The organism is uncultured Porphyromonas sp., assembly GCF_938039215.1.
Lineage (GTDB): Bacteria > Bacteroidota > Bacteroidia > Bacteroidales > Porphyromonadaceae > Porphyromonas.
The window spans coordinates 1-21,217 of the sequence record NZ_CALHVI010000033.1; the positions used below are offsets into that span (position 1 = coordinate 1).

General features: G+C 56.8%; 17 protein-coding genes and 1 rRNA gene. All 18 read right to left on the minus strand.

The genetic code is table 11. The features are described from left to right. Positions 1 to 495 (minus strand): 23S ribosomal RNA (locus Q0336_RS04755); the annotation flags it as partial. A 779-nt stretch (positions 496 to 1,274) separates the two neighbouring features. After that, positions 1,275 to 3,380 (minus strand): Omp28-related outer membrane protein, encoded by a 2,106-nt coding sequence (locus tag Q0336_RS04760; RefSeq protein ID WP_298526207.1) that lies wholly within the window; start codon positions 3,378 to 3,380, stop codon positions 1,275 to 1,277. A gap of 1 nt (position 3,381) precedes the next feature. After that, a complete protein-coding gene (locus tag Q0336_RS04765; RefSeq protein ID WP_298526209.1) occupies positions 3,382 to 5,103 on the minus strand; it encodes a DUF6029 family protein in 1,722 nt (573 codons plus the stop codon). 16 nt (positions 5,104 to 5,119) lie between these two features. Then, the gene (locus tag Q0336_RS04770) at positions 5,120 to 5,623 is read right to left on the minus strand and encodes a TlpA disulfide reductase family protein (protein WP_366139527.1); all 504 of its coding nucleotides are present in this window, start codon (positions 5,621 to 5,623) and stop codon (positions 5,120 to 5,122) included. A 257-nt stretch (positions 5,624 to 5,880) separates the two neighbouring features. Further along, positions 5,881 to 7,521 carry an ABC-F family ATP-binding cassette domain-containing protein gene (locus Q0336_RS04775; protein ID WP_298526211.1) on the minus strand — a complete coding sequence of 547 codons (1,641 nt, stop codon included), beginning with the start codon at positions 7,519 to 7,521 and terminating at the stop codon, positions 5,881 to 5,883. Positions 7,522 to 7,648: 127 nt separating this feature from the next. Then, positions 7,649 to 8,959, minus strand: a complete 1,311-nt coding sequence (locus tag Q0336_RS04780) for a UDP-glucose/GDP-mannose dehydrogenase family protein (RefSeq protein ID WP_298526213.1) — start codon at positions 8,957 to 8,959, stop codon at positions 7,649 to 7,651. Positions 8,960 to 8,994: 35 nt separating this feature from the next. Next, positions 8,995 to 9,393, minus strand: coding sequence for an HIT family protein (locus Q0336_RS04785; RefSeq protein WP_298526215.1), 399 nt, complete (start codon positions 9,391 to 9,393; stop codon positions 8,995 to 8,997). Between the two features lies 1 nt (position 9,394). Beyond that, a complete protein-coding gene (gene greA, locus Q0336_RS04790) occupies positions 9,395 to 9,865 on the minus strand; it encodes a transcription elongation factor GreA (RefSeq protein WP_296956437.1) in 471 nt (156 codons plus the stop codon). Positions 9,866 to 10,022: 157 nt separating this feature from the next. Continuing rightward, positions 10,023 to 11,123, minus strand: a complete 1,101-nt coding sequence (gene dinB, locus Q0336_RS04795; RefSeq protein ID WP_298526216.1) for a DNA polymerase IV — start codon at positions 11,121 to 11,123, stop codon at positions 10,023 to 10,025. Positions 11,124 to 11,163: 40 nt separating this feature from the next. Then, positions 11,164 to 11,568: a DoxX family protein gene (locus Q0336_RS04800; RefSeq protein WP_298526218.1), complete on the minus strand. Its 405-nt coding sequence runs from the start codon at positions 11,566 to 11,568 to the stop codon at positions 11,164 to 11,166. A gap of 103 nt (positions 11,569 to 11,671) precedes the next feature. Further along, the gene (gene tsf / locus Q0336_RS04805) at positions 11,672 to 12,496 is read right to left on the minus strand and encodes a translation elongation factor Ts (protein WP_298526220.1); all 825 of its coding nucleotides are present in this window, start codon (positions 12,494 to 12,496) and stop codon (positions 11,672 to 11,674) included. Between the two features lie 144 nt (positions 12,497 to 12,640). Beyond that, the gene (gene rpsB / locus Q0336_RS04810; RefSeq protein WP_298526222.1) at positions 12,641 to 13,435 is read right to left on the minus strand and encodes a 30S ribosomal protein S2; all 795 of its coding nucleotides are present in this window, start codon (positions 13,433 to 13,435) and stop codon (positions 12,641 to 12,643) included. Between the two features lie 152 nt (positions 13,436 to 13,587). Continuing rightward, positions 13,588 to 13,974 carry a 30S ribosomal protein S9 gene (gene rpsI, locus Q0336_RS04815; RefSeq protein WP_298526224.1) on the minus strand — a complete coding sequence of 129 codons (387 nt, stop codon included), beginning with the start codon at positions 13,972 to 13,974 and terminating at the stop codon, positions 13,588 to 13,590. 10 nt (positions 13,975 to 13,984) lie between these two features. Further along, on the minus strand, positions 13,985 to 14,440 hold the full coding sequence (gene rplM / locus Q0336_RS04820) for a 50S ribosomal protein L13 (RefSeq protein ID WP_298526226.1): 456 nt from the start codon (positions 14,438 to 14,440) through the stop codon (positions 13,985 to 13,987). A gap of 748 nt (positions 14,441 to 15,188) precedes the next feature. Next, a complete protein-coding gene (locus Q0336_RS04825; RefSeq protein WP_298526228.1) occupies positions 15,189 to 16,493 on the minus strand; it encodes an NCS2 family permease in 1,305 nt (434 codons plus the stop codon). 149 nt (positions 16,494 to 16,642) lie between these two features. Next, positions 16,643 to 17,350, minus strand: a complete 708-nt coding sequence (locus Q0336_RS04830; protein ID WP_298526230.1) for a DUF5020 family protein — start codon at positions 17,348 to 17,350, stop codon at positions 16,643 to 16,645. Between the two features lie 15 nt (positions 17,351 to 17,365). After that, entirely contained in the window at positions 17,366 to 18,598 is a 1,233-nt protein-coding gene (locus Q0336_RS04835) for a uracil-xanthine permease family protein (RefSeq protein ID WP_298526232.1), read from the minus strand. A gap of 107 nt (positions 18,599 to 18,705) precedes the next feature. Continuing rightward, positions 18,706 to 21,003, minus strand: a complete 2,298-nt coding sequence (locus Q0336_RS04840) for a TonB-dependent receptor (protein WP_298526234.1) — start codon at positions 21,001 to 21,003, stop codon at positions 18,706 to 18,708. Positions 21,004 to 21,217 lie beyond the last annotated feature (214 nt).

A 21,217-nucleotide genomic window follows, 5' to 3' on the forward strand; every position in this document is an offset into this window, starting at 1 on the left:
CTCACGGTACTGGTTCACTATCGGTCTCTCGGGAGTATTTAGCCTTACGGGATGGGCCCCGCAGATTCACACAGGATTTCACGTGTCCCGCGCTACTCAGGATACCTCTAAGTCAAACGAAGATTTTCGGATACACAGCTTTCATGCTCTATGGCCGGCCTTTCCAGACCGTTCTCCTAATCTTGTCTTCCTATATCGAGGTCCTACAACCCCACCTTTGCCGAAACAAAGATGGTTTGGGCTAATCCCCGTTCGCTCGCCACTACTAAGGGAATCACTTTTGTTTTCTTCTCCTATGGGTACTTAGATGTTTCAGTTCCCCACGTTCGCCCACTGCTCTGCAGTGTGACATGTCTTCAACATGCCGGGTTGCCCCATTCGGAAATCTACGGATCAAATCGTATGTGCCGATCCCCGTAGCTTATCGCAGCTTATCACGTCCTTCGTCGCCTCCGAGAGCCTAGGCATCCACCGTCTGCCCTTATCTGTTTTTGCGCCTAACGTACCCCAGCATTACTACCGGAAATACGCAGGTTGTATACTAACTTATTATATATGCTCTACGTTGTTTTCTCGTTTGTTTTTATCAAGTATGTCAATGATCGCTAGTGAAGCTTCTAACCGAAGTCGTCCACTTCTAAGCCTTAATCAAGAGCAGTCAGCCCTTAAAGAAGTTACGCTACCGAGGATTTTCTTTCAGCCCGTCTAGCTCGCTCGCTGTCCGTCCTGGCCGCCGTTTCTCGTTTGCGGTTGCAAAGATAAGACGAAAAAACAATACCAACCAAATCTTCCTAGAAAAAACTTTTAGGAAGCACCACTTGAGTTGATAACATTTGACCGATTACGAGGAGGTTACAGCGACAGAAAAAATTTCGCAAAATCTTCGAAGGTGATCGAATGGAGGGAGCGAGAGGAGATACTCTGAAGTTCGACTGAGCCTCCATCGAGGGGGTAAGAGTACTTATGGAGGGGAAGGAGTACGACCTCCAAGGAGGACGTGATGGTGTTTCGCAGGAAGAAGTTGCACCTTCTAAGGATGGGATAAGGGATTATCTCTAGGGAGGGAACAATAGTACATCTCTAAAGGGAGCTGTAATCTATCGTAAGGGGGAGTAGTAATCTATCATGAGAGGGTTAAGTAATCTACCGTGAGGGGCTGCAGTAATCTATCGGGCGAAGAAACACAACTCTTACTCACACAAAAAAGGCTGCCCGCTGGTCGCTTCCCTATTATTAGGGGCGAGCAGCGGGCAGTGCTTATATAGAGGGTGGAGCTACTTCAGGTGGACAGAAGCTGCATTGACGAACTTCTTCGTTGTAGCGTCTAGGAGGATGGCGATCACCTCGCAGTCCTTGGGCACGATGTCCATAGAGCCAGAGTAGCGAGCCTGCTCTAGATGGAAGGTCGCGGTGAAGTCTGCCCCATATCTATAGGTATCGCCCCAGACCCATTGAGATGAGCCATGATTCTCCCACCTATTATTGAGCCCTCGGCGGAGGACATGCTGGTGGCTGTAGGTATTGGACATATTGATCTGGAAGGCGACCATATTATTCTGCACGAGGAGGAAGAGCACCCGCACATCCGAGGGAGGAGTCATCCCGTTGTTGGGGAGCGCCTTGAAGTGGACAGTGACCTGCTCGGCGGTGTTGGTGGCTGAGAAGCGGATCTTCGCTTGAGGCTTCTCGGCAATCAGACGACGGGCATGCCCTTCGAGGTAAGCATGGTAGACCTTCTCCTTATTGTTCCCTATGAAGATATTCGGATAGCCACTAGGCTTGTAGAGCCCGTGATACATATAGAAGTCCTCCGAGAGAAGAGCATTGCCCTTGTTATAGCCACGAGACTGGAGAGCTACGGGGAGGAAGTACTCTCCGAGGGTGCGCTTTGCCCTAGCTACACTATTGAGAGCAGCAGCGCAATAGCCACAATACTGCCCCGTGAAGTCGAAGGCGACGACATGGGTCTTCTGCGCCTCGGGGATATCATCGTTCCCCACAGGAGGTGTAGGATCGGGGATGGGGTCAGGCTTAGGCTCGGGCGTGGGGGGCTTAGGCTCTACCGGAGGTTCGGGCTCTTTGGCGAAGTCCTTGGCCGTGATAGTGAAGCGATAGGTAAGAGAAGTGAGCGTCTTACCCGACTGCTTCAGATAGAGCTTCACCTCATACGTACCCACCTTGCGGGCGAAGGCCTGCTTCACCCCGTAGTGTATCCCGATGAGGTCGGTGGACTGAGGCTTGTAGCCCTTGAGGGTGTAGGAAGGGGAGAGGGTCTCCAGCGTACGGCAGGACTCGAGGCAGATACCACGGAGGCCATGGGACTCCTTCCCTACTCCACTGCTTGTGGCCTGCACCTCGACATCGAAGGGGCCCTGCTGTCCCTTGGGGAGGAGGAGACGAACATAGGGCGAAGCGATCTCGGCGATCCCGTCAAGGAGTTCCAAGGGGCGCTCAGGCTGACAAGCGATAAGCGAGCCCGAAGGAATAGGCTTGCTGGTGGAGGCATCGACGAAGGTCGGCTCCTTCACCTCGGTCTCGGGTTGGTCCTCGCTGGGATCCTTGGGCTTCTCGGGCTGGGAAGAGGAGGCTTCGGGGACGGGGCGAAGGCGAGCCTCGAGGACACGCTCGGTCTTCGCATCGGAGACGAAGGCGATGATCTTAGCCTTCGTCTTGTCTTTTAGTTCGGAGGGGATAGCGAAGGTTTGGCTGAAGGACTTGCCCAGCTCAAGGGAGACCTTCGCCAGTTCGCTCCGAAGGACATTGTGGTGGAGGAAGGTGGCATTCGTCCCGCTCGCCGTCTGCTGGGGAGCGATAACATCCTCGACGAGCCAGAGGGTGAGGCGGTAGCTCCCCGATGGTGAAGGAGCTGAGGCGGTAGGCTTGGCCTCGACACGGCATGTCCAAGCCTTCCCCTCCTCGGCAGACTGTACCTCTAGGCTAAGGGCCAGCTCGGCAGGTGTCTTGAGGGCGCTCAGGATCTCGGTGGTCCAGCGGGCGGAGGAAGTCGAATACATCTCCCCGCTGGAGAAGGGACGACGATCGAGCATGATGCCAGGGATCGCCCGTTGGATACGGAAGGCCTTCGCATAGCTATCTGCCACGGAGGAACGAAGTTCGGGGAGCGTCTGCCCCGTGTGGGCGGCGTGCATGGAGACGACGATGAGGCGATCGGGGTGGGAGGCTTGAAGCCCCTCGAGGAGCGAAGCTGCCGTGGGGCAATTCACACACTCCTGCCCTGTGTACTTCTCTAGCAGGATCTGATGGGTGGTCGTTGTCCCCGACTCCGTGCCCCGATGTCGCCAGCGATCCGACTCCGCTGGAGCCTTGGCGCAGCTAGCCAGAAGAAGCAAACTGAAGAGGAAGAAATAAATGCGGTACATACTATAAGGTCACGTGATAAGAGAGGAAGAGGCCGTGGGTCTCGGGCATGAAGCGACAGATCCCGCCCGAGCAATTGATCCCAGCACGGGTACGGCCGTAGGAGAGGCGCACACTGTGGCGGGTCCAGCTCCCCGAGGCAGCAAGCATATAATAGTGGGAGCCCGAAGTGCCCACATTCCACAGATCGCTTGCCGAGACGATGAAGTGGGGCAGGATGGAGCATTCGACTCCCCCGTAGAGCCAATCCCCTTCGGCCTGGCGTGTCTGGAGGTACTGAAGCTCGGTGCGCAGAGTCACCTTGCGAGAGAGGCGGTGTCGCCCATCATATATGAAGATGTTGGAATGGACGATGTCTCCTCGGGTGGCATGCCCCTCGATGAGACGCTGGTTGTAGGCTTGGTTGATGTAGCTCGCTACAAAGCTATAGCTGGGGGAGACCTTACGGGAGACTTCGACCCCTACCTCACGGAAGAGGAGGTCCTTCATCCCGAAGAAGTCCGAAGTATAGCCATCGCTCCCCATGAGCTGAGGGGCTAAGGGGTTGGTCGCCCCCTCGGGTACTAGCCAAGACTTCTGAAGCCCCATAGCGAGCGAGCCGTAGAACTTGAGGTTCGTTCGCCGAGCCCGTCCCTTCCCCGTACGATCGGCGATGGAGGTATCAAGCGAGCCCTGAAAGGTCCACTCCCCATTGGCCTGCGTAGCGTAGGGATAGAGAGCGGCGAGGATATAGGTCTGTTGCTTAGTGAAGGGCTGGAGGAAGTTGAGGCGCAGAGCGTTGCCCTCGGCAAGGCGATCGGAGCGGAAGTCAAAGTTCTCACTCCGTCGAGCCCCTACGAAGAGGCTACTCTTGCCCCAGAGGTAGGAAGCGGTGAGCATCGCTGCCGATCCCGAGCGGAAGATGAAGCCATTGGTTCGGTTGGGGTCGTAGTCCTTGTGCGCATACTCCAGCTGGAGGCTGAAGGAGGGCAGGCTGAGCCCACCTCGGGTAGCCCAAGCAGAAGTGCCCACGGGCTGGCGAAGCTCATAGATGAGCCCTCCACGCTGGCTGGCTAGTTCGTCCTCCGCCTCGTGCTTGTAGAGGTAGCCTGCTCCGAGCTGGAGACTTCCCCCACGCTCCCGTAGGCTGGGCAAGAGCTGCTCCAGACTTAGCTCAAGGTCGCCCCCAGCGAGGTAGCCTCGATCTCGGGCAAAGAGCCGTGTGCCACGATCGAAGAAGTGGCGCTGCTGCCCAGCCAGACTCTTCAGGCGAAGGAGCTCCCCATAAGTATAATTGAGGCGAGCGCCTCGCACAGCATTGTCCAAGCCGAGGAAGCGGTCTTCGTAGGAACGGAAGAGCAGACCGCTACCGAACTGCTCATAGATGTCCCCCAGCGTAAGATCCACGCCCGCATAGCGGCCTCTGAGGTAGAAGAAGGGAAGTCCCCAGCCTTTCTCCTCCTCCCTGCCAGGCAAGGGAAGCTGCTTCTCCTCTAGGCGCAAGCCCACCTCAAGAAGCTTGCTACGAAGTACCCCATCGAGGTAGGTCATGCCCGAGAGCGGGCTTGAAGCCCCCTGCTTCTTCTCAGCTAGATGCCAGTCAGTCTGCAGGGAGAAGTTCGTCGTCCAGCGATGATCGCCCTTTGTCTCCTCCTCGTAGCGAGTAGAAGCGGAGAGGGAGGGAGCACCCAAGGGGGAGATCAGGGTGAGGGAAAGCGGGAATAAGAAAAGGAGTCGTGTCTTCATGCTCATCAAGGCAAGGCTACTTCTTGGGGCTCGAGGCCACAGCCTCACGTAGGACTTGGAGGATCTGACCTTCGCTCCCCTCTACATAGCCCGTGCGTCGGTCCAGCAGCTTACCCGAGCCGTCGAAGATGAAGAGGGCGGGGACAGCCGAGACATTCATCATCCGCTTGAGGTCGGAGTTGGTATCGGTGAGGACGACGAACTCCCAGCCATGTGCATGGACCGTGGGGCGCACCTTCTGCACATCGGCACCCTCGTCGATGCTGACAGCGTAGAGGGTGACACCCGTCTCAGCCTGCCAGTCAGCGTAGACCTCTTGGACAGCGTCGAGCTCACGGAGGCAGGGCTTGCACCACGTACCGAAGAAGCTCAAGATGATGGGCTTGCCCGACTGGAGGAAGGTGGATGTCTTGACGGGCTTGCCGTTGAGATCTCTAAGGGTAGCTTGAGGGAGATCCTGAGCATAGCAGAGGGTCGTCATGAGGAGAGCCACGAGGCTCAGTAGTGTTTTCTTCATCATATACGTGTTAGGGCAGGGTCATGGTAAGCACCCTGCTGTGTCTTAATTGGGGGCAAAGGTAATCAGAAGAGGGGAAAGCCTCCCCCCTCCCCCAGCCCAAGGGTCGGCTTCATCGCCCCGTCGGTGGAACTCTTCCCGCCCTTTCTCCCCTGCCTAGCAATAGGCAGAGTGATCAATAGCAAAGAGGCACTACTAGAAATCCCCAAGAGGCAACAGTAGCGCCTCTTGGGGATCTCTAGTAGTGCCTCTCGGGAGGCTTAGGAAGCGGAGCGCTCGAGCTCCTTGAGGTTCTCCAGCTTCTTACGCTGCATGAACTCATAGATACCTTCGAGGTGCTCGGTGACCTTCCCGCCCCCGAACTCATAGACCTTGCTCACTAGCCCGTCGAGGAAGTCACGGTCGTGACTGACGAGGATGAGCGTGCCGTCGTAGTTGAGGAGGGCTTGCTTGAGCACTTCCTTAGTCTTCATATCGAGGTGGTTCGTGGGCTCGTCGAGGATCAGCAGGTTGTAGGGCTCGAGGAGGAGCTTCAGCAGGGCAAGGCGTGTGCGCTCACCCCCGCTGAGTACCTTGACCTTCTTCGTAGAGGCCTCCCCACCGAACATAAATGCCCCCAGAAGGTCCTTGATCTTCGTGCGGATCTCGCCCTCGGCGACATCGTCGATGGTCTGGAATACCGTGCGGGTCTCGTCTTCGATGGCTGCCTGATTCTGCGCAAAGTAGCCGATGGAGACATTGTGCCCCAGCGTCAGCTCTCCTTCGTGCTCGAGCTCCTTCATGATGCAGCGCACGAGGGTACTCTTCCCTTCCCCGTTCTTGCCGACGAAGGCGATCTTGTCCCCTCGTTCGATCGTGAGGTCTACCCCCGAGAAGATCTGCTTCGATCCGAAGGCCTTACCGACCCCAGACATCTGGACGGGGTAGTTCCCTGAGCGGGGAGCAGGCGGGAAGCGCAGGCGGATGGCGGAGGTATCGATCTCGTCGACCTCTACGAGCTCCAGCTTCTCGAGCATACGCACGCGACTCTGCACCTGATTGGTCTTGGAGTAAGTTCCCTTGAAGCGCTCGATGAAGTCAGTCGTCTCTGCGATGAACTTCTGCTGCTCCTCATAGGCCTTCTGTTGCTGCTCACGGCGCTCCGCCCTGAGACGTTGATACTCGGTGTAGTTGACCTTGTAGTCGTAGATCTTGCCCATCGTGATCTCCAGCGTACGGGTCGTGATATGGTCAACGAAGGCACGGTCGTGACTGATGACCACTACCGTCTGCCCCGTCTCGATGAGGAAGTCCTCAAGCCACTGAATCGACTCAATATCTAGATGGTTCGTCGGCTCATCAAGGAGAAGTACATCGGGCTGACGAAGGAGGAGCTTAGCCAGCTCTATGCGCATGCGCCAGCCACCACTGAACTCGCTCGTCTGACGAGTGAAGTCACTGCGCTTGAAGCCTAGCCCTAGGAGGGTGAGCTCGACCTGCTTGTCGTAGTTGATCTCCTCTATAGCATAGTACTTCTCGCCGAGCGTAGAGACCTCTTCGATGATCGCCATGTACTCGGGGCTGTCATAGTCGGTGCGGGTATTGAGTGCCTCGTTGAGCTCCTCCATACGTGCCGCCATCTCGTGGATGTGGCTGAAGGCTTGTTCGGCCTCCTCGAAGACCGTGCGCCCGTCCTCCGTCAGCAGGTGCTGGGGGAGATAAGCTACACGTACGCCCGAGGGGACATTGACCTTGCCTCGGGTCGCCTCCCGTGTGCCGCTGAGGATCTTGAGCAAGGTGCTCTTGCCCGCCCCATTCTTGCCCATCAGTGCGATGCGATCCTTGGGGTTGATGACGAAGGAAATATCAGAGAAGAGAGGAGCCCCACCTATCTCTACGGTAAGGCCATCGACAGAAATCATAAACGAGTATGCAGAAGAATGGATCAGGAATGCAAAGCTCCCTTCGCAGGGAGCTTCATACTAAGGGAATGGAAGGGGGAAGGGGTAGGTCTACTCTTTCGCAAGAGGAGCCTCCCTAGGGCAGACATCACTGCCCGATCTGCAGAAGCGTAAAGCCCGCCTCTACGGGAGCCGTGTCGAAGACATTGCGTCCATCGATCAGAAGGGGCGTATGCACCGAGCGTGAGAGCACCTCCCAAGCAGGCATGCGGAAGGCCTTCCACTCGGTCACATGGAAGATCGCATCTACATCCAGCGCCGAGTCATAGATATCACGGGCATAGCGGACACGATCCCCTAGATGGCGCTCTGCCTCCGTCATCGCCACGGGGTCGTAGACAGCGACTTCGCAACCCGCCTCTAAGAGGGCCTCGATGAGGACGAGCGAGGGAGCCTGTCGCATGTCATCCGTCTCGGGCTTGAAGGCAAGCCCCCAGACAGCGACCTTACGCCCCCGTATATCTCCAGAGAAGAAGCGCTCGAACTTCTCGAAGAGGACGTGCTTCTGCGCCTCATTCACCGACTCTACTGCCTCCAGCACACGCATAGGACAGCCGTGCTCGTGGGCCGTACGGATGAAGGCTTGCACATCCTTCGGGAAGCAGGAGCCCCCGTAACCGCAACCAGCGTAGAGGAACTTGCTCCCTATACGAGCGTCGCTACCGATGCCCTTGCGCACCATAGAGACATTCGCCCCTACCGCTTCGCATAGGTTAGCCACCTCGTTCATGAAGCTGATGCGAGTGGCGAGCATAGCGTTCGCCGCATACTTCGTCATTTCTGCCGAAGCGATGTCCATGAAGAGGACTCGGAAGTTGTTGATGAGGATAGGCTTGTAGAGCCGCGTCATCAAGTCTCGGGCACGATCACTGTCGACACCGACGACGACACGGTCTGGGCGCATGAAGTCTTCGATAGCATTGCCCTCCTTGAGGAACTCTGGATTGGATGCCACATCGAAGGGGATCTCTACCCCTCGCTTCTGCTGCTCCTGCTCGATGACTTCACGTACCCGGCGGAAGGTACCCACAGGGACGGTACTCTTGGTCACGACGAGACAGTAGTCCGTCATCGCTGCTCCTATAGCTCGGGCGACAGCGAGCACATGAGAGAGGTCAGCCGATCCGTCTTCGTCAGGAGGCGTACCGACGGCACTGAAGATGATCTCTACATGGGGGAGGACTTCCGCAATAGAAGTACTGAAGTGCAAACGCCCAGCCTCTGTCCCTCGGCGTACCAAGGTATCCAAGCCAGGCTCGTAGATGGGGATCTCCCCTCTTCGTAGCCGCTCGATCTTCGCCTCGTCTACATCGACACAGTAGACCTCAGCTCCTAGATCAGCGAAGCAGGCTGCACTGACCAGACCGACATAGCCGATCCCGACGATCGCAATGCGCATAATGGGCTCCTAATAGTATCGGATAAGGTGAGACACTAGCACTCGGGGCGGGCTGCACGAAGCGAGGCCGCTATCTGCTCCATCTCCTCAGCAGGGAGCTGGAGCTTGTGCTTCAGATCGATATCCCCTTCGGTATTGATGGGGACGAGGTGGATGTGGGCATGGTTCACCTCGAGACCTAGGACGAGGACGGCGACCTTACGGCAGTGGGTCACAGACTGGATCTGCTTCGCCACACCTTGCGCAAAGGCCATCATCCGACCGAGCTCTTCAGCTCCTAGATCGAAGAGATAGTCGACCTCCCGACGAGGTACGACAAGCGTATGCCCAGGCTGTACGGGGTTGATGTCGAGGAAGGCGTAGAACTCGCTATCCTCCGCCACCTTGTACGAAGGGATCTCCCCTTCGATGATGCGTGTGAAGAGCGTAGCCATACTAAATGGAGATATTGAGGATCTCAAAGTGTAGGAGACCACCAGGGGTCTGTACCTCGACGGTATCCCCGACCTTGCGCCCCATGAGCCCCTTGGCGATGGGGGTATTGACGGAGATCTTCTTCTCCTTGAGGTTAGCCTCCGAGTCAGAGACGAGCGTGTAGGTCAGCTCGGCACCAGTCTTGGTATTGCGGATGGTGACCTTGTTGAGGATCTGTACACTATCCGTAGAGAGCTTGGATTCGTCGATGATACGGGCGTTACTCACCAGCGCCTTGAGCTGAGCGATCTTACCCTCGAGGAGTCCTTGGGCTTCCTTAGCGGCATCGTATTCAGCATTCTCTGATAGGTCGCCCTTGTCACGAGCTTCGGCTATCTGGCGGGAGATCTCGGGACGCTGTACGGACTCGAGTTCATTGATCTCGGCTATGAGCTTGTCATAGCCAGCTTGTGTCATATAGTTATATGCCATAGTCTTGTAGGTAGAGTCTAAGACTCGTTGCTTTAGAGTGCGGTCGAATACCGCAGGTAAATACAATAGCGAACCCTACTCCAGCATGTCAGCTGTCGTAGGGTTCTCCTGCAAAGGTACGAATTAATTACTCATCGGAACTACGAGTGCTTCCCCCCTAATCGAAGACGATGGGCTGTCCCTCGGCATCCACTAAGGGCAACCACTGCGGGACCCACATCCCTGGACGCTGCTCTTCGGGGGGATTGGAGAGGGAGAGCCCGAGGAGACGGATCGGTCGATCCGAGTAGTCTAGCCCTCGGAGAAGCCTGAGCCCGAGACGCAGGATGTCCTCCAGCGAAGAGATCGCTTCTATATCCGAAGTGGAGCGGGTAATACTAGAAAAATCAGAGAACTTCACCTTCAGCGTCAAGGTACGCCCTGCAAAGCCCTTTCGCTCTAAGCGCCTTTGGAGCTCTTCGGCGACTAAGCTTAGGCGGGCTTCCACCTCCAGAGGTTCGGCCGAGTCTTCGTCAAAGGTATGTTCGCAACCGAAGCTCTTACGCACCCATTCACTTACCACGGGGCGATCATCTATGCCACGGGCAAAGTCATAGAAGACTTGCCCTGCCTTACCGAAGCGCCGCCTTAGCTCCTCCAGAGTCCGTGCCCTCAGATCCGCACCTGTGGAGATACCGAGCTCGTGCATCCGCTTAGCCGTTGCCCGCCCCACACCCCAGAAGGCTTCTATCGGAAGGGCTGCGATGAAGTCCAAGGCTTGATCTGGGTGCACCGTGCAGAGCCCATCAGGCTTACGTGCGTCGGAGGCCACCTTAGCGAGGAACTTATTGTACGACACGCCCGCCGAAGCCGTGAGCCCAAGTTCGCCTCGGATGCGCTGGCGGATCTGCTTGGCTATCTCCACAGCTAAGGGCTCCCCGATCTTATTCTCTGTGACATCAAGGAAGGCTTCATCCAGCGAGATCGGCTCTACGAGATCCGTATAGTCGTGGAAGATAGCGTGGATGGCTTGGGATACCTCCTTGTAGCGAGCAAAGCGTGGGGCAACGAACGTGATATGAGGACAGCGCCTTCGAGCCAGTGCCCCCGTCATCGCCGAGCGCACACCGAAGCGCCGTGCCTCGTAGCTAGCGGCACAGACCACCCCCCGATGCTCCGTTCCCCCGACGGCAATAGGCTTCCCTCGCAGCTCCGGATGATCGTGCTGCTCCACCGACGCATAGAAGGCATCCATGTCGATGTGTATGATCTTGCGCATGGAGAAGGGATGGGGATAGGCGGGAGGTGTATGCGAGGAGCTATAGGCTCTTAGGGCGCTGAGGCATCGGGCGCGTATAAGCCCAAGCCCAAGCGATGAGGGGGAGCTGGAGAGGTAGGCGCACTAAGGCAAAGGGCAGACGGGGATCCCCCGTAGCCTTCATATTGAGATAGGTCTGGACATTTGCGGGGAAGACCGCAATGAGTAGCAAGACAATACCCCACGCTGCCCACACACGCAAGCGAGACTTCGGGCGAAGGACAAGAGCGACACCCAGCACGATCTCGAAGACCCCACTCAAGGCAACGAGCGCTTCGTGGGCGGGGAGATAGGGAGGCATCGTGCGCAGGTACATCTCGGCATTCACGAAGTGATTGACTCCAGCAGCGATGTAAAGCAGGGCACAGAGGTAGAGCCCAACGAAGTAAAGGCGATAACGAAGCATCAGATAGATGAGAGAAAAGGTGATAAAAGCACTAGCCCCCTAGCGCGGGAGCGTTAGGGGGCCAGGCAGACCTGCCCTAAGCGGGCAAGCGTAGTACTTGAGATTATTCCGCTTTTAGCGTCACACGCTTGAAGGCAGTCACCGTGAGGCTCTTGCTCTGAGCCTGAAGGTACTGAGCGATGGTAAGCTTGTTGTCCTTGACGAAGAGCTGATCGAGGAGGGTATTCTCCTTGTAGTACTTCTTCAGAGCACCCTGTGCGATGTGATCGACGAGGTTCTCGGGCTTACCTGCTTCACGAGCCTTTTCACGAGCGAGGTTGAGCTCACGCTCCTTGACATCAGCAGGGACATCTTCTTCGGTGATACCGACAGGAGCCATAGCAGCGATCTGCATAGCCACGTCACGAGCGACCTGAGCTTCGGTAGCTTCGTTGAAGGCTACGATCGTAGCGAGCATGTTACCTGGGTGGATGTAAGAAGTAGTGAAGGCACCCTGGACGAACTCGTAGACACCGAGTTCCATCTTTTCACCCGAGACACCGCTGCGCTCGGTGATGTGGTCCTGTACGCTACGGCCGTCAGCCATAGGAGCAGCGAGGAGTTCTTCCTTAGAAGCACCCTTCTTAGCCTTAGCTACTTCGAGGATAGAGGAGACAAGCTTGATGAAGTCTTCGTTCTTAGCGACGAAGTCCGTTTCGCACTTGACGCCTACCATGACAGCGTAGTCTCCTTCGTGGGCAGCGAGGATGCAGCCTTCTTCAGCTTCGTGGTCGCCACGCTTAGCAGCGATAGCCTGACCACGCTTACGGATGAGTTCGATAGCCTTGTCGAGGTCGCCAGCAGCTTCTTCGATAGCCTTCTTGACATCGGTGAGACCAGCACCGGTGAGGGCGCGGAGCTTCTTGATGTCTTCCAACAGTTTACTCATGATGGTATGTTGTATTGAGTTAGAGTTCTTGTGATTGGTAGATAAGACCCGAGGACGAGCAGTAGATACTCGCTCATCCTCGGACTTATCCTGTGGATCTACTCCCCGAGAGGAGCTGTCGACAGATCGTATGAAGCTGGGAGCTTAAGCCTCTTCGGAGGTAGCCTCAGCCTTACGGCGCGTGCGGCTGCCCTTCTGTACGAGCTTAGCACCACCTTCACCCTCAGCCTTCTCCTGGCCCTTACCTTCGGCCTTGCGTTCCTGCAGACCTTCGGAGATAGCGCCACAGATAGCGGAGACGATTACTTCTACGGCAGCCGTAGAGTCGTCGTTAGCAGGGATGACGTAGTCGACATTCGTGGGATCGCTATTGGTGTCCACAATAGCGAAGACGGGGATACCAAGGCGCTGTGCTTCGGCTACTGCGATGTGCTCCTTCATTACGTCTACGACGAAGAGGGCATTAGGCAGCTTAGTCATATCAGCGATAGAGCCCAGCGTAAGCTCGAGCTTAGCGCGCTGACGAGAGATCTGAAGCTTCTCACGCTTGGAGAGGTTATCAAAAGTACCATCAGCAGTCATCTTATCGATCTCGGTCATCTTCTTGACGGCCTTGCGGATCGTAGCGAAGTTGGTAAGCATACCACCGGGCCAGCGCTCCGTGACGTAAGGCATACCTACAGCCTTAGCCAGTTCAGCGACAGCGCCCTTGAGCTGCTTCTTCGTAGCTACGAAGAGGATCTTCTTGCCAGCCTTAGCTAGGCCCTTGGCGATTTCTGCTGCTTCGTCGACCTTAACAACAGTCTTGTGAAGGTCGATGATGTGGATGTCGTTACGCTCCATGAAGATATATGGAGCCATAGCTGCATTCCACTTACGGGTGAGGTGACCGAAGTGGGCACCTGCTTCTATGAGTTGGTCAAATGAAACTCTTGACATGATTTCGTTTACGTTCTATAAAGTGTAACAGAATTACTTTCAACTGCTTGGTAGGACGAGCCTGCTTCTGGGGCGAGGCCCATAGCTCTAAGCAATTTAGATACTAAACGCGAAATAACATCCCTCAGGCCACAAGAGCCTGAGAAAGGATATTAACGCTTGCTGAACTGGAAGCGCTTGCGTGCCTTGGGGCGACCTGGCTTCTTACGTTCGACGACACGAGAGTCGCGCGTGAGGAAGCCTTCGGCACGGAGTGCTGGCTTGTCTTCCTCGTTGATCTTCACGAGAGCACGAGCGATCGCAAGGCGAGCAGCTTCGCTCTGACCCTTGAATCCCCCACCCTTGAGGTTGATCTTGATGTCGTACTTCTCTACAGCGTCCAGAGTAGCCAGAGGCTGGCGTACGATGTACTGGAGGATAGAAGAGGGGAAGTACGTAGAGATGTCACGCTTGTTGATCGTGATCTTCCCGCTACCTGCTGCTACATATACGCGGGCTACTGCGGCCTTACGACGGCCGATGGCATTGATGAATTCCATACGTCGTATATTACTTGAGCTTAGAGAGGTCTACGAGACGGGGCTGCTGAGCTGCGTGCTTGTGCTCTGCGCCATCATAGACGAAGAGGTTATCAAGGATAGCAGCACCGAGGCGGTTCTTAGGGAGCATACCCTTGACTACCTTACGGAAGAGGCGATCCGAACCCTTTGCCTGGAGGAAGCGAGGGCTGAAGCTACGCTGACCACCGGGGTAGCCGGAGAACTTGAGATAAACACGGTCGTCCCACTTCTTACCAGTGAGGACTACCTTGTCGGCGTTGATTACGATCACGTTGTCCCCGCAGTCTACGTGGGGCGTGAAGTTGGGCTTGTACTTACCGCGAAGGAGCTTAGCGATCTTGGAGCATACACGACCCAAGCTCTCTCCTGCTGCATCCACGACGACCCACTCCTTGGTGACGGTAGCCTTGTTTGCAGAGACGGTCTTGAAACTTAAAGTGTCCATTCCTTCTGTCTTGTTGTTAATGAATTCGACGAATAGCGAGCTGTCGTATAGAGACATCGTCTTGGGAGGCCTTACCCTATAAGTATTGGACACAGGCAAAGCGCTCACTACTCTCCCAGTACTGGGCGATAAGACTCTGTCAATCCTCTAGACTCGCTGGGGTACTATTTGATAAACAGCGCACAAAGATACAAAAAAACAAAAGACAAGCTACCGACACCCTCAGCGGGTACACTAATTATATGGAGCACACCCCTTGGAATGAGCATTACTCGAAGGGCTGTCACTCCGCTGTCGAAGTGCTCCTGCTTAGCGCTCGGGGAAGGCGGGCGGAGCACGGGGGCTTTTCACTCCCGAATGGTGGGGGCTTTGCTGGGGAAGAACCTACCCCTTTGCTAGGGGACGACTGGGAGGGGCAAAAACGACCTACGGTAGGTCGCCGAAAAAACCTACAGTAGGTCGTCTCACCGACCTACCGTGGGTCGCAAGGACGACCCACAGTAGGTTTTATTTGGTCACCTTCAGAGGGGTGAAGCAAGGAGAGCGAGACCGACCGCCTTCTCGCCTCAAGACCTTCCTCTTCGGAAGGCTTATTTCCCTGCGCTGGAAGTCTTGGGGACGGGAAGGCTGCTACTCCATATATAAAGAGGAAACTTCCTCAGCATATAATAGGAAGCCCCCTCACCTAATCCCCAGCGAAGGGATAAGGTGAGGGGACTTGTGACTTGAGCGAAGCTCTACGGCCGAACTACAGCGCTAGGATGTAGCGGAGCACGAGGAGCGTCGAGACGATGTAGAGGGTGATGGAGACGTGACGATACTGACCGCTCAGGAGCTTGACCAGCGTGTAGGAGATCAGGCCAAGAGCCATCCCTTCGGCGATGTTGTAGGTGAGGACCATCGTCAGCACCGTGATGAAGCTCGGCAGGGCTTCGGAGATGTCCATGAGGTCGATGTCCTGGATCGAACTAAGCATCAGCACCCCGACGAGCACCAGCGCACCCGTGGTGGCTGCCGAGGGGATCAAGAGGAAGAGCGGAGCGAAGAAGAGGGCAAGCAGGAAGAGCACCGCCGTAGAGAGGGCGGTCATACCCGTACGGCCACCTTCGGCGATCCCCGCACTGCTCTCGACGAAGGTCGTCACGGTAGAAGTCCCGCAGACAGCACCCAGAGAGGTAGCCAGAGCATCTGCCATCATCGCCTGCTTGATATTCTTGACATTGCCCTCGGAGTCCATCATCTCCGTCTTAGCCGCTGCGCCTATAAGCGTGCCGACAGTATTGAAGATATCCATGAAGACCAAGGCGAAAATCGTCAGCGCCATATCCATATTCAGCAGCGCCTTGAAGTCGAACTGCAGGAAGGTCGGTGCTAGCGAGCGAGGCAGAGAGACAGGCACGAAGCTATCGGGGATCTGAGTCACACCCAAAGGAATACCCACCAGCGTGCAGGCGATGATACTATAGAAGAGCGCTCCACGCACACGCAGGGTCATCAGCACCCCACTAAGTATGATCCCGATGACAGCGAGAATAGAGACGGGGGTGAAAGCACCGAGGGCAACGAAGGTGGCTTCATTAGCCACGATCACCCCAGCGTTCTTTAGTCCTATGAAGGCGATGAAGAAGCCAATCCCAGCTGAGATAGCGAAGCGAAGGTTCTTAGGGATACAGCGTACGATCTGCTCACGGATATTGAAGGCGGTCAGGAGGATGAAGATGATCCCCTCGACAAAGACCGCAGAGAGTGCAGCCTGCCAGCTGTAGCCCATCCCCATGACGAGCGTGAAGGCGAAGAAGGCATTGATCCCCATGCTCGGAGCTTGGGCAAAGGGGAGCTTCGCTAGGAAGGCTATTAGCAACGTCCCGACGGCAGAGGCTAGAGCCGTAGCCGTGAAGACGGCTCCCTTGTCCATGCCGGTAGTGCTAAGGATGTCGGGATTGACCGCTAGGATGTAGCTCATCGTTAGGAAGGTCGTGACCCCTGCGAGGAGCTCAGTGCGGAGCTTGTGCCGAGAGGGGTCAAAGCCCACTAGGCGGTAGAGTGCTTGCATGTGGAAGTGATACGTGGATGGAATATGAGGTGAAAGAAGCGGAGCGAAGCCCCTAGGTTCAGCAGAGAGAAGCCCTTAGATACTATAGGGAGCAGCCCTTAGATGCGGTAAGGAGCAACCCTCTGATACGGTAGGGCGAAGCCCCTAGGCTAGAAGGTCCACTTCAGGGCGAGCGTCGGATTGACGACCGTTTTGTCGAGGACGGCGAAGTTCGTGCTGATCTCCCACTCCGTACCTACACTGAGGTTGAACTTAGGATCGATGCCTGCGAACTTGTTCAAGTTGAGCCACAGCTGAGGCTCTGAGATGAAGATGAGGTTATCCTTACCCGTGACGAGGTGGCGATCCCCCCAGAGGTCGGCGAAGCCTTGGAAGGTAACCTTCCCTCCAGCGAGGTGCAGGTACCAAGTCGTCGTCAGCTGGAAGGAATGGGGACGATCCTGCTTAGCTAGGTACTTGTACATAGGGGTGAAGGTGATACCCGCCGTGTAGTCTACCTTGTTCCAAGCATAGGTAAGTCCAGCCAGATAAGCATTCTTGTAGGAGAACTGATTGCTTAGTCCGCCGTTGTACTCGACATGCAGTGCCAGAGGGCTTTTGCCGAGCTTAAATTCCCGAGAGATCTCCCAGTAAGCCGAAGTGACGCCCTCGCGGCGGTAGTCCATATCTACGAAGAAGAAGGTGCTCCCCCAGCTGTCAGGACGGAAGAGCTCTACTGTAGTGGTGAGACGGGGGCGCTGAGCCTCTTCGGTGCTATAGAGCGAGCGACCGAAGTCGTAGTGAAGCTGGACATTCTGAGCTCGAAGGCCTACAAGTGCCACGAGAGCCGTGAGGGCAAGGAGGTAAAATTTGCGCATGAGGTAGAGGAGTGTTTAGTGTGTGTGCTCGGAGGAGGAAGTACCCTGCTTATCCTCGGCACGCTCGGGGAGCAGGAGATTGAGCAGGACGGCGATGAGGGCAGAGAGTCCAATACCCGAGAGGGAGAAGGAGCCGAAGGAGAGGATCGCCCCGCCTATGCCCGTGGTGAGGGTGACGGAGATGATGACGATGTTGCGTGAGGAGGCGAGATTGACTCGGCTCTGCAGTAGGCTGGAGATCCCTGCACCAGCGATCGTCCCGAAGAGGAGGAGCATGATCCCCCCGAGGATCGCTTGGTCTATGCTTCTAAGGAGGGCACTGACCTTCCCCACGAGGGAGAAGATGATCCCCGTCACGGCTGCTATGCGGAAGACGACGGGGTCGGTGATCTTCGTCAGGGACATCGCCCCCGTGACCTCGGAGTAGGTCGTCACGGGAGGCCCACCGACGAGCGAAGCGAAGAGGCAAGCGAGGCCATCCCCGAGCATCGTCCGATGCAGACCGGGGTCCTTGACGAAGTTCTTACCTGCGACATTATTGACGACATACACGTCCCCGATATGCTCGATCACGGGAGCGATGGCCACGGGGATCATGAAGAGGATGGGCTGCCATGAGAAGGTCTCGGGGAGGATCACCTTCGGTAGGGAGAACCAAGGAGCAGAGGCGATGGGAGCGAGATCCACTTCGCAGAAGAGGAGGTCAGCGATGTAGCCGACGATGATCCCTAGGAAGATCGGGATGAGCCGTGCTATGCCTCGGGCATAGAGGGTGACGATGATCGCCGTCGAGAGGGAGATCACTGCTAGGAGCCAGTTAGACTGGGTCATCTTGACGGCTGAGCCCGAGAGCGACAGTCCGATGAGCATGATGATCGGCCCGATGACGACAGGGGGGAAGAGGCGGGAGATGAAGCGCAAACCGAAGAGACGTATCAGTAGCGACATCATGAGGTAGACAGCACTCACACCAAGGCATCCAAAGAGTGCGCCACTAAGCCCATAGAGCTCAGTGGCACTGACGATCGGTGCTATGAAGGCGAAGCTACTTCCGAGGAAGATAGGCACTTTGCCCTTGGTCACCAGATGGAAGATGAGGGTGCCGACACCGGCGGAGAAGAGGGCGGTCGAGGGATCGAGCCCTACGAGCAGAGGGACGAGGACGGTAGCCCCGAAGGCGACGAAGAGGTACTGGACTCCAGCGATCCCTTTGCGCAACGGGGTGAGGGGTGTAGCGTCTGTGGTCATGCTTATATTAGATGTATTCAACCGCCACAAAGGTAGCTATTCTCCCCCACTCTCCTAGAGCTCGGGAGCTGGGCACTACGTGAAGTGCACCTGCCTCTGCAAGCCCCTTAGCGCTCGGTACGCAGGCCTTCGCTAGCGCCTGATCCGAGGCGCTCGTCGGTGAGGCGGCGTTCTCTTCCCTGACGGGTCTTAGTGTCCCGACGACCCCAGTTGTAGGAGATCCCGAGAGCCAAGCGTGGGCTATGCCACTGGCGGGAGAAATTGAACGCATAGGGATAACCCCGATACTCACCCCGAGCCACATTCGTATTGAAGAGGTCATAGGCAGAGAGGCTCAGTCGCCAGGGGCCCAAGCGTCGACTCACCGATGCCTCCGTCCACCACTGGGGGCTCATCTCGAAGAGCCCGTAGTAGAGGGAGCTATAGGCGGTCACACCTAGCTGTAGGTGCCAGTCCTTCGGGAGATCAAGGTGATGGGTATGCTGGAGATAGCCTGCCGTGAAGGCCTTGCTATAGAGGACTCCGTCGAGGTACCCTCGGTCCCACTGTCGCTGTCCCGCTAGATAGGTCGTAGCATACCACTTGAGCTCGTCCGACTGGATGAGCGGTAGTGGCAGGGTCAAGAGAAGACGCAGATAGCGGGAGTAGTCGAGGTTGACACCCTGTAGTCCCACGACCATAGGCCCGCCCATAGGAAGCATGATGCGGTCGACGATGGGACGCTGGGTATCGGAGTAGGAGAGCTCGAGTAGAGCAGCCTCCCGATAGGTGTAGGCTAGACGAAGGAGGTAACTGTATGAGGTACGTAGATTGAGGTTCGCCTCTCGGGCAATAGACTCGGTCGTTCGATGGCTTCCCCCGACGACATCTCGGAAGGCAGGCCGTTGGTAACTCGATCTCACTCCAAGGGTCAGATCCTGATCGTGTCCGAGGTGATAGCGGAGCGAAGCATAGGGCAGGAGGTGGGTCTCACCACGTGAGGCATCGGGGTACTTGATCTTCCACTGCTCTTGCTTTCGGCTCTGCTCGTCCCTCTGGACCGCAAGGCCGAAGCGAGCGGAGAAGGGTCGTGTCTGGTAGCGAAGCCCTAGGTAGCCCCGTAGGCTGGACTCGGTGAGCTCGTAGTGGAGATCACCTCGGGGTGAGGAGCCCCGATAGCTCAGTCCATAGCCCTGAGCACCGAGGTCAAGGGCCCAGAGGCTCCCCAGAGGTACGGAAGCATCTAGCCCTACCTGCCCCGAGCGCTCGGTATCGGCGTAGCGAACCGATTCGGCTTGCACAAGGCGCTCTTGACTCAGTGAAGCATAGCTCCCCTCGAGCGTAAGCTTGAGGGTGAGGCCTTCGGTGCGCCAGTCATGCCAGAGCGTGCCGTAGAGGCTCTCGGTACGGGTGTCGCTGGTGCTCTGCCAGCCATTCTCGAGGTGCTCCTTCGCTAGTGTCCCGATGAGGCTAGCCCCGAGGGTGCTGGCGGGGGAGAGCTGGATGTTCGTCCCGAGGGTGAAGCGGTGGGTGCGCCGAGGACGAAGCAGGAGGCTATCCTTCATCCGCTCAAAGAGCGTGGTCGTCTCTTCGCTCCGCTTCTCCGCTAGCTGATAGGACAGGTGTGTCTGGGTCTTGCCCTCGGTGTAGATGAGGCGGGAGCCCAAGAGCCAAGAGAGACTGCGCCGTGTGACGAGCTCTCCGAAGCTATAGCCCTGCAGGCCCGATGTCCCCGAGCGCCTCAGGCGGATATTGAGGATAGGGGAAGTGACACCCGCATAGCGCCCGCTGGGCTCACGTATCAGTTCGACCGAGGCCAGGGCATCAAGCGGGATGGACTGGAGGTAGGTAAGCTGCTCCTCTCGGCTCATGCGCAAGGGGCGGTCATCGACATAGACGAGGAGGTCGGAGAAGCCGTAGAGCACGAGTCGCTCATCACCTAGGAGCTGAACGCCAGGGATGAAGCGAAGGCCATCGAGGAGGTTCCCTCCCTTGGCTCGGGCGAGCGAGCTTGGGGTGAAGACTTGGTTAGTACCGTCGTAGTGCACCTGCAGGGCGGGAGCCTTGACCTCGACCCCAGGGAGCTCCTTCGTGAGGTCGAAGAGGATGGGCTCGAGCTTCACGGGCTTCTCACCGATGGTCCGCACGGGGTGGACGATCCTACTAAGACCTTGATAGGAGACCTTGAGGTAGTAGTTCCCTGAGGGAGCATAGATAGAGAAGTAGCCGCTCTCGCTAGTCAATGCTTGGTAGGGGGAAGAAGGATCAGGCATATCCGTCGGGGACAGCGTCACGACAAGGCCTGCAAGGGGTGTGCGATCGGAGCTATTCAGGAGCGTCCCCTCGACGAAGACCGAAGCGGGGCGCTGGGCATAGCTCATGAGGCACGAGAGGAGGAAGGCTAAGGTAAGTAGGAGTCGTCTCATGGGGTGGAAGGAGTAAGGAGTATGCAAGGTGAAGATATTGAAGGTGAGCTATCTCTGAAGCAAAAGTAGCGATTTTTCCTTCGGAGCAACACCTCCCCCACACAAGCCACGAGAGCTCCTCGCTGGGGGTAGTATTTTCACCTCTTTGGAGGCACTAGTAGTCCCTCCCTCGAGGCAGCAGTAGTGCCTCGGGAGAGGGAGTAGTAGTGCCTCG

Bases quoted from the DNA above. Each gene is read 5' to 3' on its own strand.
- Q0336_RS04775 (WP_298526211.1), bottom strand. From the start codon at position 7,521: ATGATTTCTGTCGATGGCCTTACCGTAGAGATAGGTGGGGCTCCTCTC.
- Q0336_RS04760 (WP_298526207.1), bottom strand. From the start codon at position 3,380: ATGTACCGCATTTATTTCTTCCTCTTCAGTTTGCTTCTTCTGGCTAGC.
- Q0336_RS04770 (WP_366139527.1), bottom strand. From the start codon at position 5,623: ATGATGAAGAAAACACTACTGAGCCTCGTGGCTCTCCTCATGACGACC.
- Q0336_RS04765 (WP_298526209.1), bottom strand. From the start codon at position 5,103: ATGAAGACACGACTCCTTTTCTTATTCCCGCTTTCCCTCACCCTGATC.
- Q0336_RS04785 (WP_298526215.1), bottom strand. From the start codon at position 9,393: ATGGCTACGCTCTTCACACGCATCATCGAAGGGGAGATCCCTTCGTAC.
- rpsB (WP_298526222.1), bottom strand. From the start codon at position 13,435: ATGTCAAGAGTTTCATTTGACCAACTCATAGAAGCAGGTGCCCACTTC.
- greA (WP_296956437.1), bottom strand. From the start codon at position 9,865: ATGGCATATAACTATATGACACAAGCTGGCTATGACAAGCTCATAGCC.
- Q0336_RS04825 (WP_298526228.1), bottom strand. From the start codon at position 16,493: ATGCAAGCACTCTACCGCCTAGTGGGCTTTGACCCCTCTCGGCACAAG.
- tsf (WP_298526220.1), bottom strand. From the start codon at position 12,496: ATGAGTAAACTGTTGGAAGACATCAAGAAGCTCCGCGCCCTCACCGGT.
- Q0336_RS04780 (WP_298526213.1), bottom strand. From the start codon at position 8,959: ATGCGCATTGCGATCGTCGGGATCGGCTATGTCGGTCTGGTCAGTGCA.
- Q0336_RS04830 (WP_298526230.1), bottom strand. From the start codon at position 17,350: ATGCGCAAATTTTACCTCCTTGCCCTCACGGCTCTCGTGGCACTTGTA.
- rpsI (WP_298526224.1), bottom strand. From the start codon at position 13,974: ATGGAATTCATCAATGCCATCGGCCGTCGTAAGGCCGCAGTAGCCCGC.
- dinB (WP_298526216.1), bottom strand. From the start codon at position 11,123: ATGCGCAAGATCATACACATCGACATGGATGCCTTCTATGCGTCGGTG.
- Q0336_RS04800 (WP_298526218.1), bottom strand. From the start codon at position 11,568: ATGCTTCGTTATCGCCTTTACTTCGTTGGGCTCTACCTCTGTGCCCTG.
- rplM (WP_298526226.1), bottom strand. From the start codon at position 14,440: ATGGACACTTTAAGTTTCAAGACCGTCTCTGCAAACAAGGCTACCGTC.
- Q0336_RS04840 (WP_298526234.1), bottom strand. From the start codon at position 21,003: ATGAGACGACTCCTACTTACCTTAGCCTTCCTCCTCTCGTGCCTCATG.
- Q0336_RS04835 (WP_298526232.1), bottom strand. From the start codon at position 18,598: ATGACCACAGACGCTACACCCCTCACCCCGTTGCGCAAAGGGATCGCT.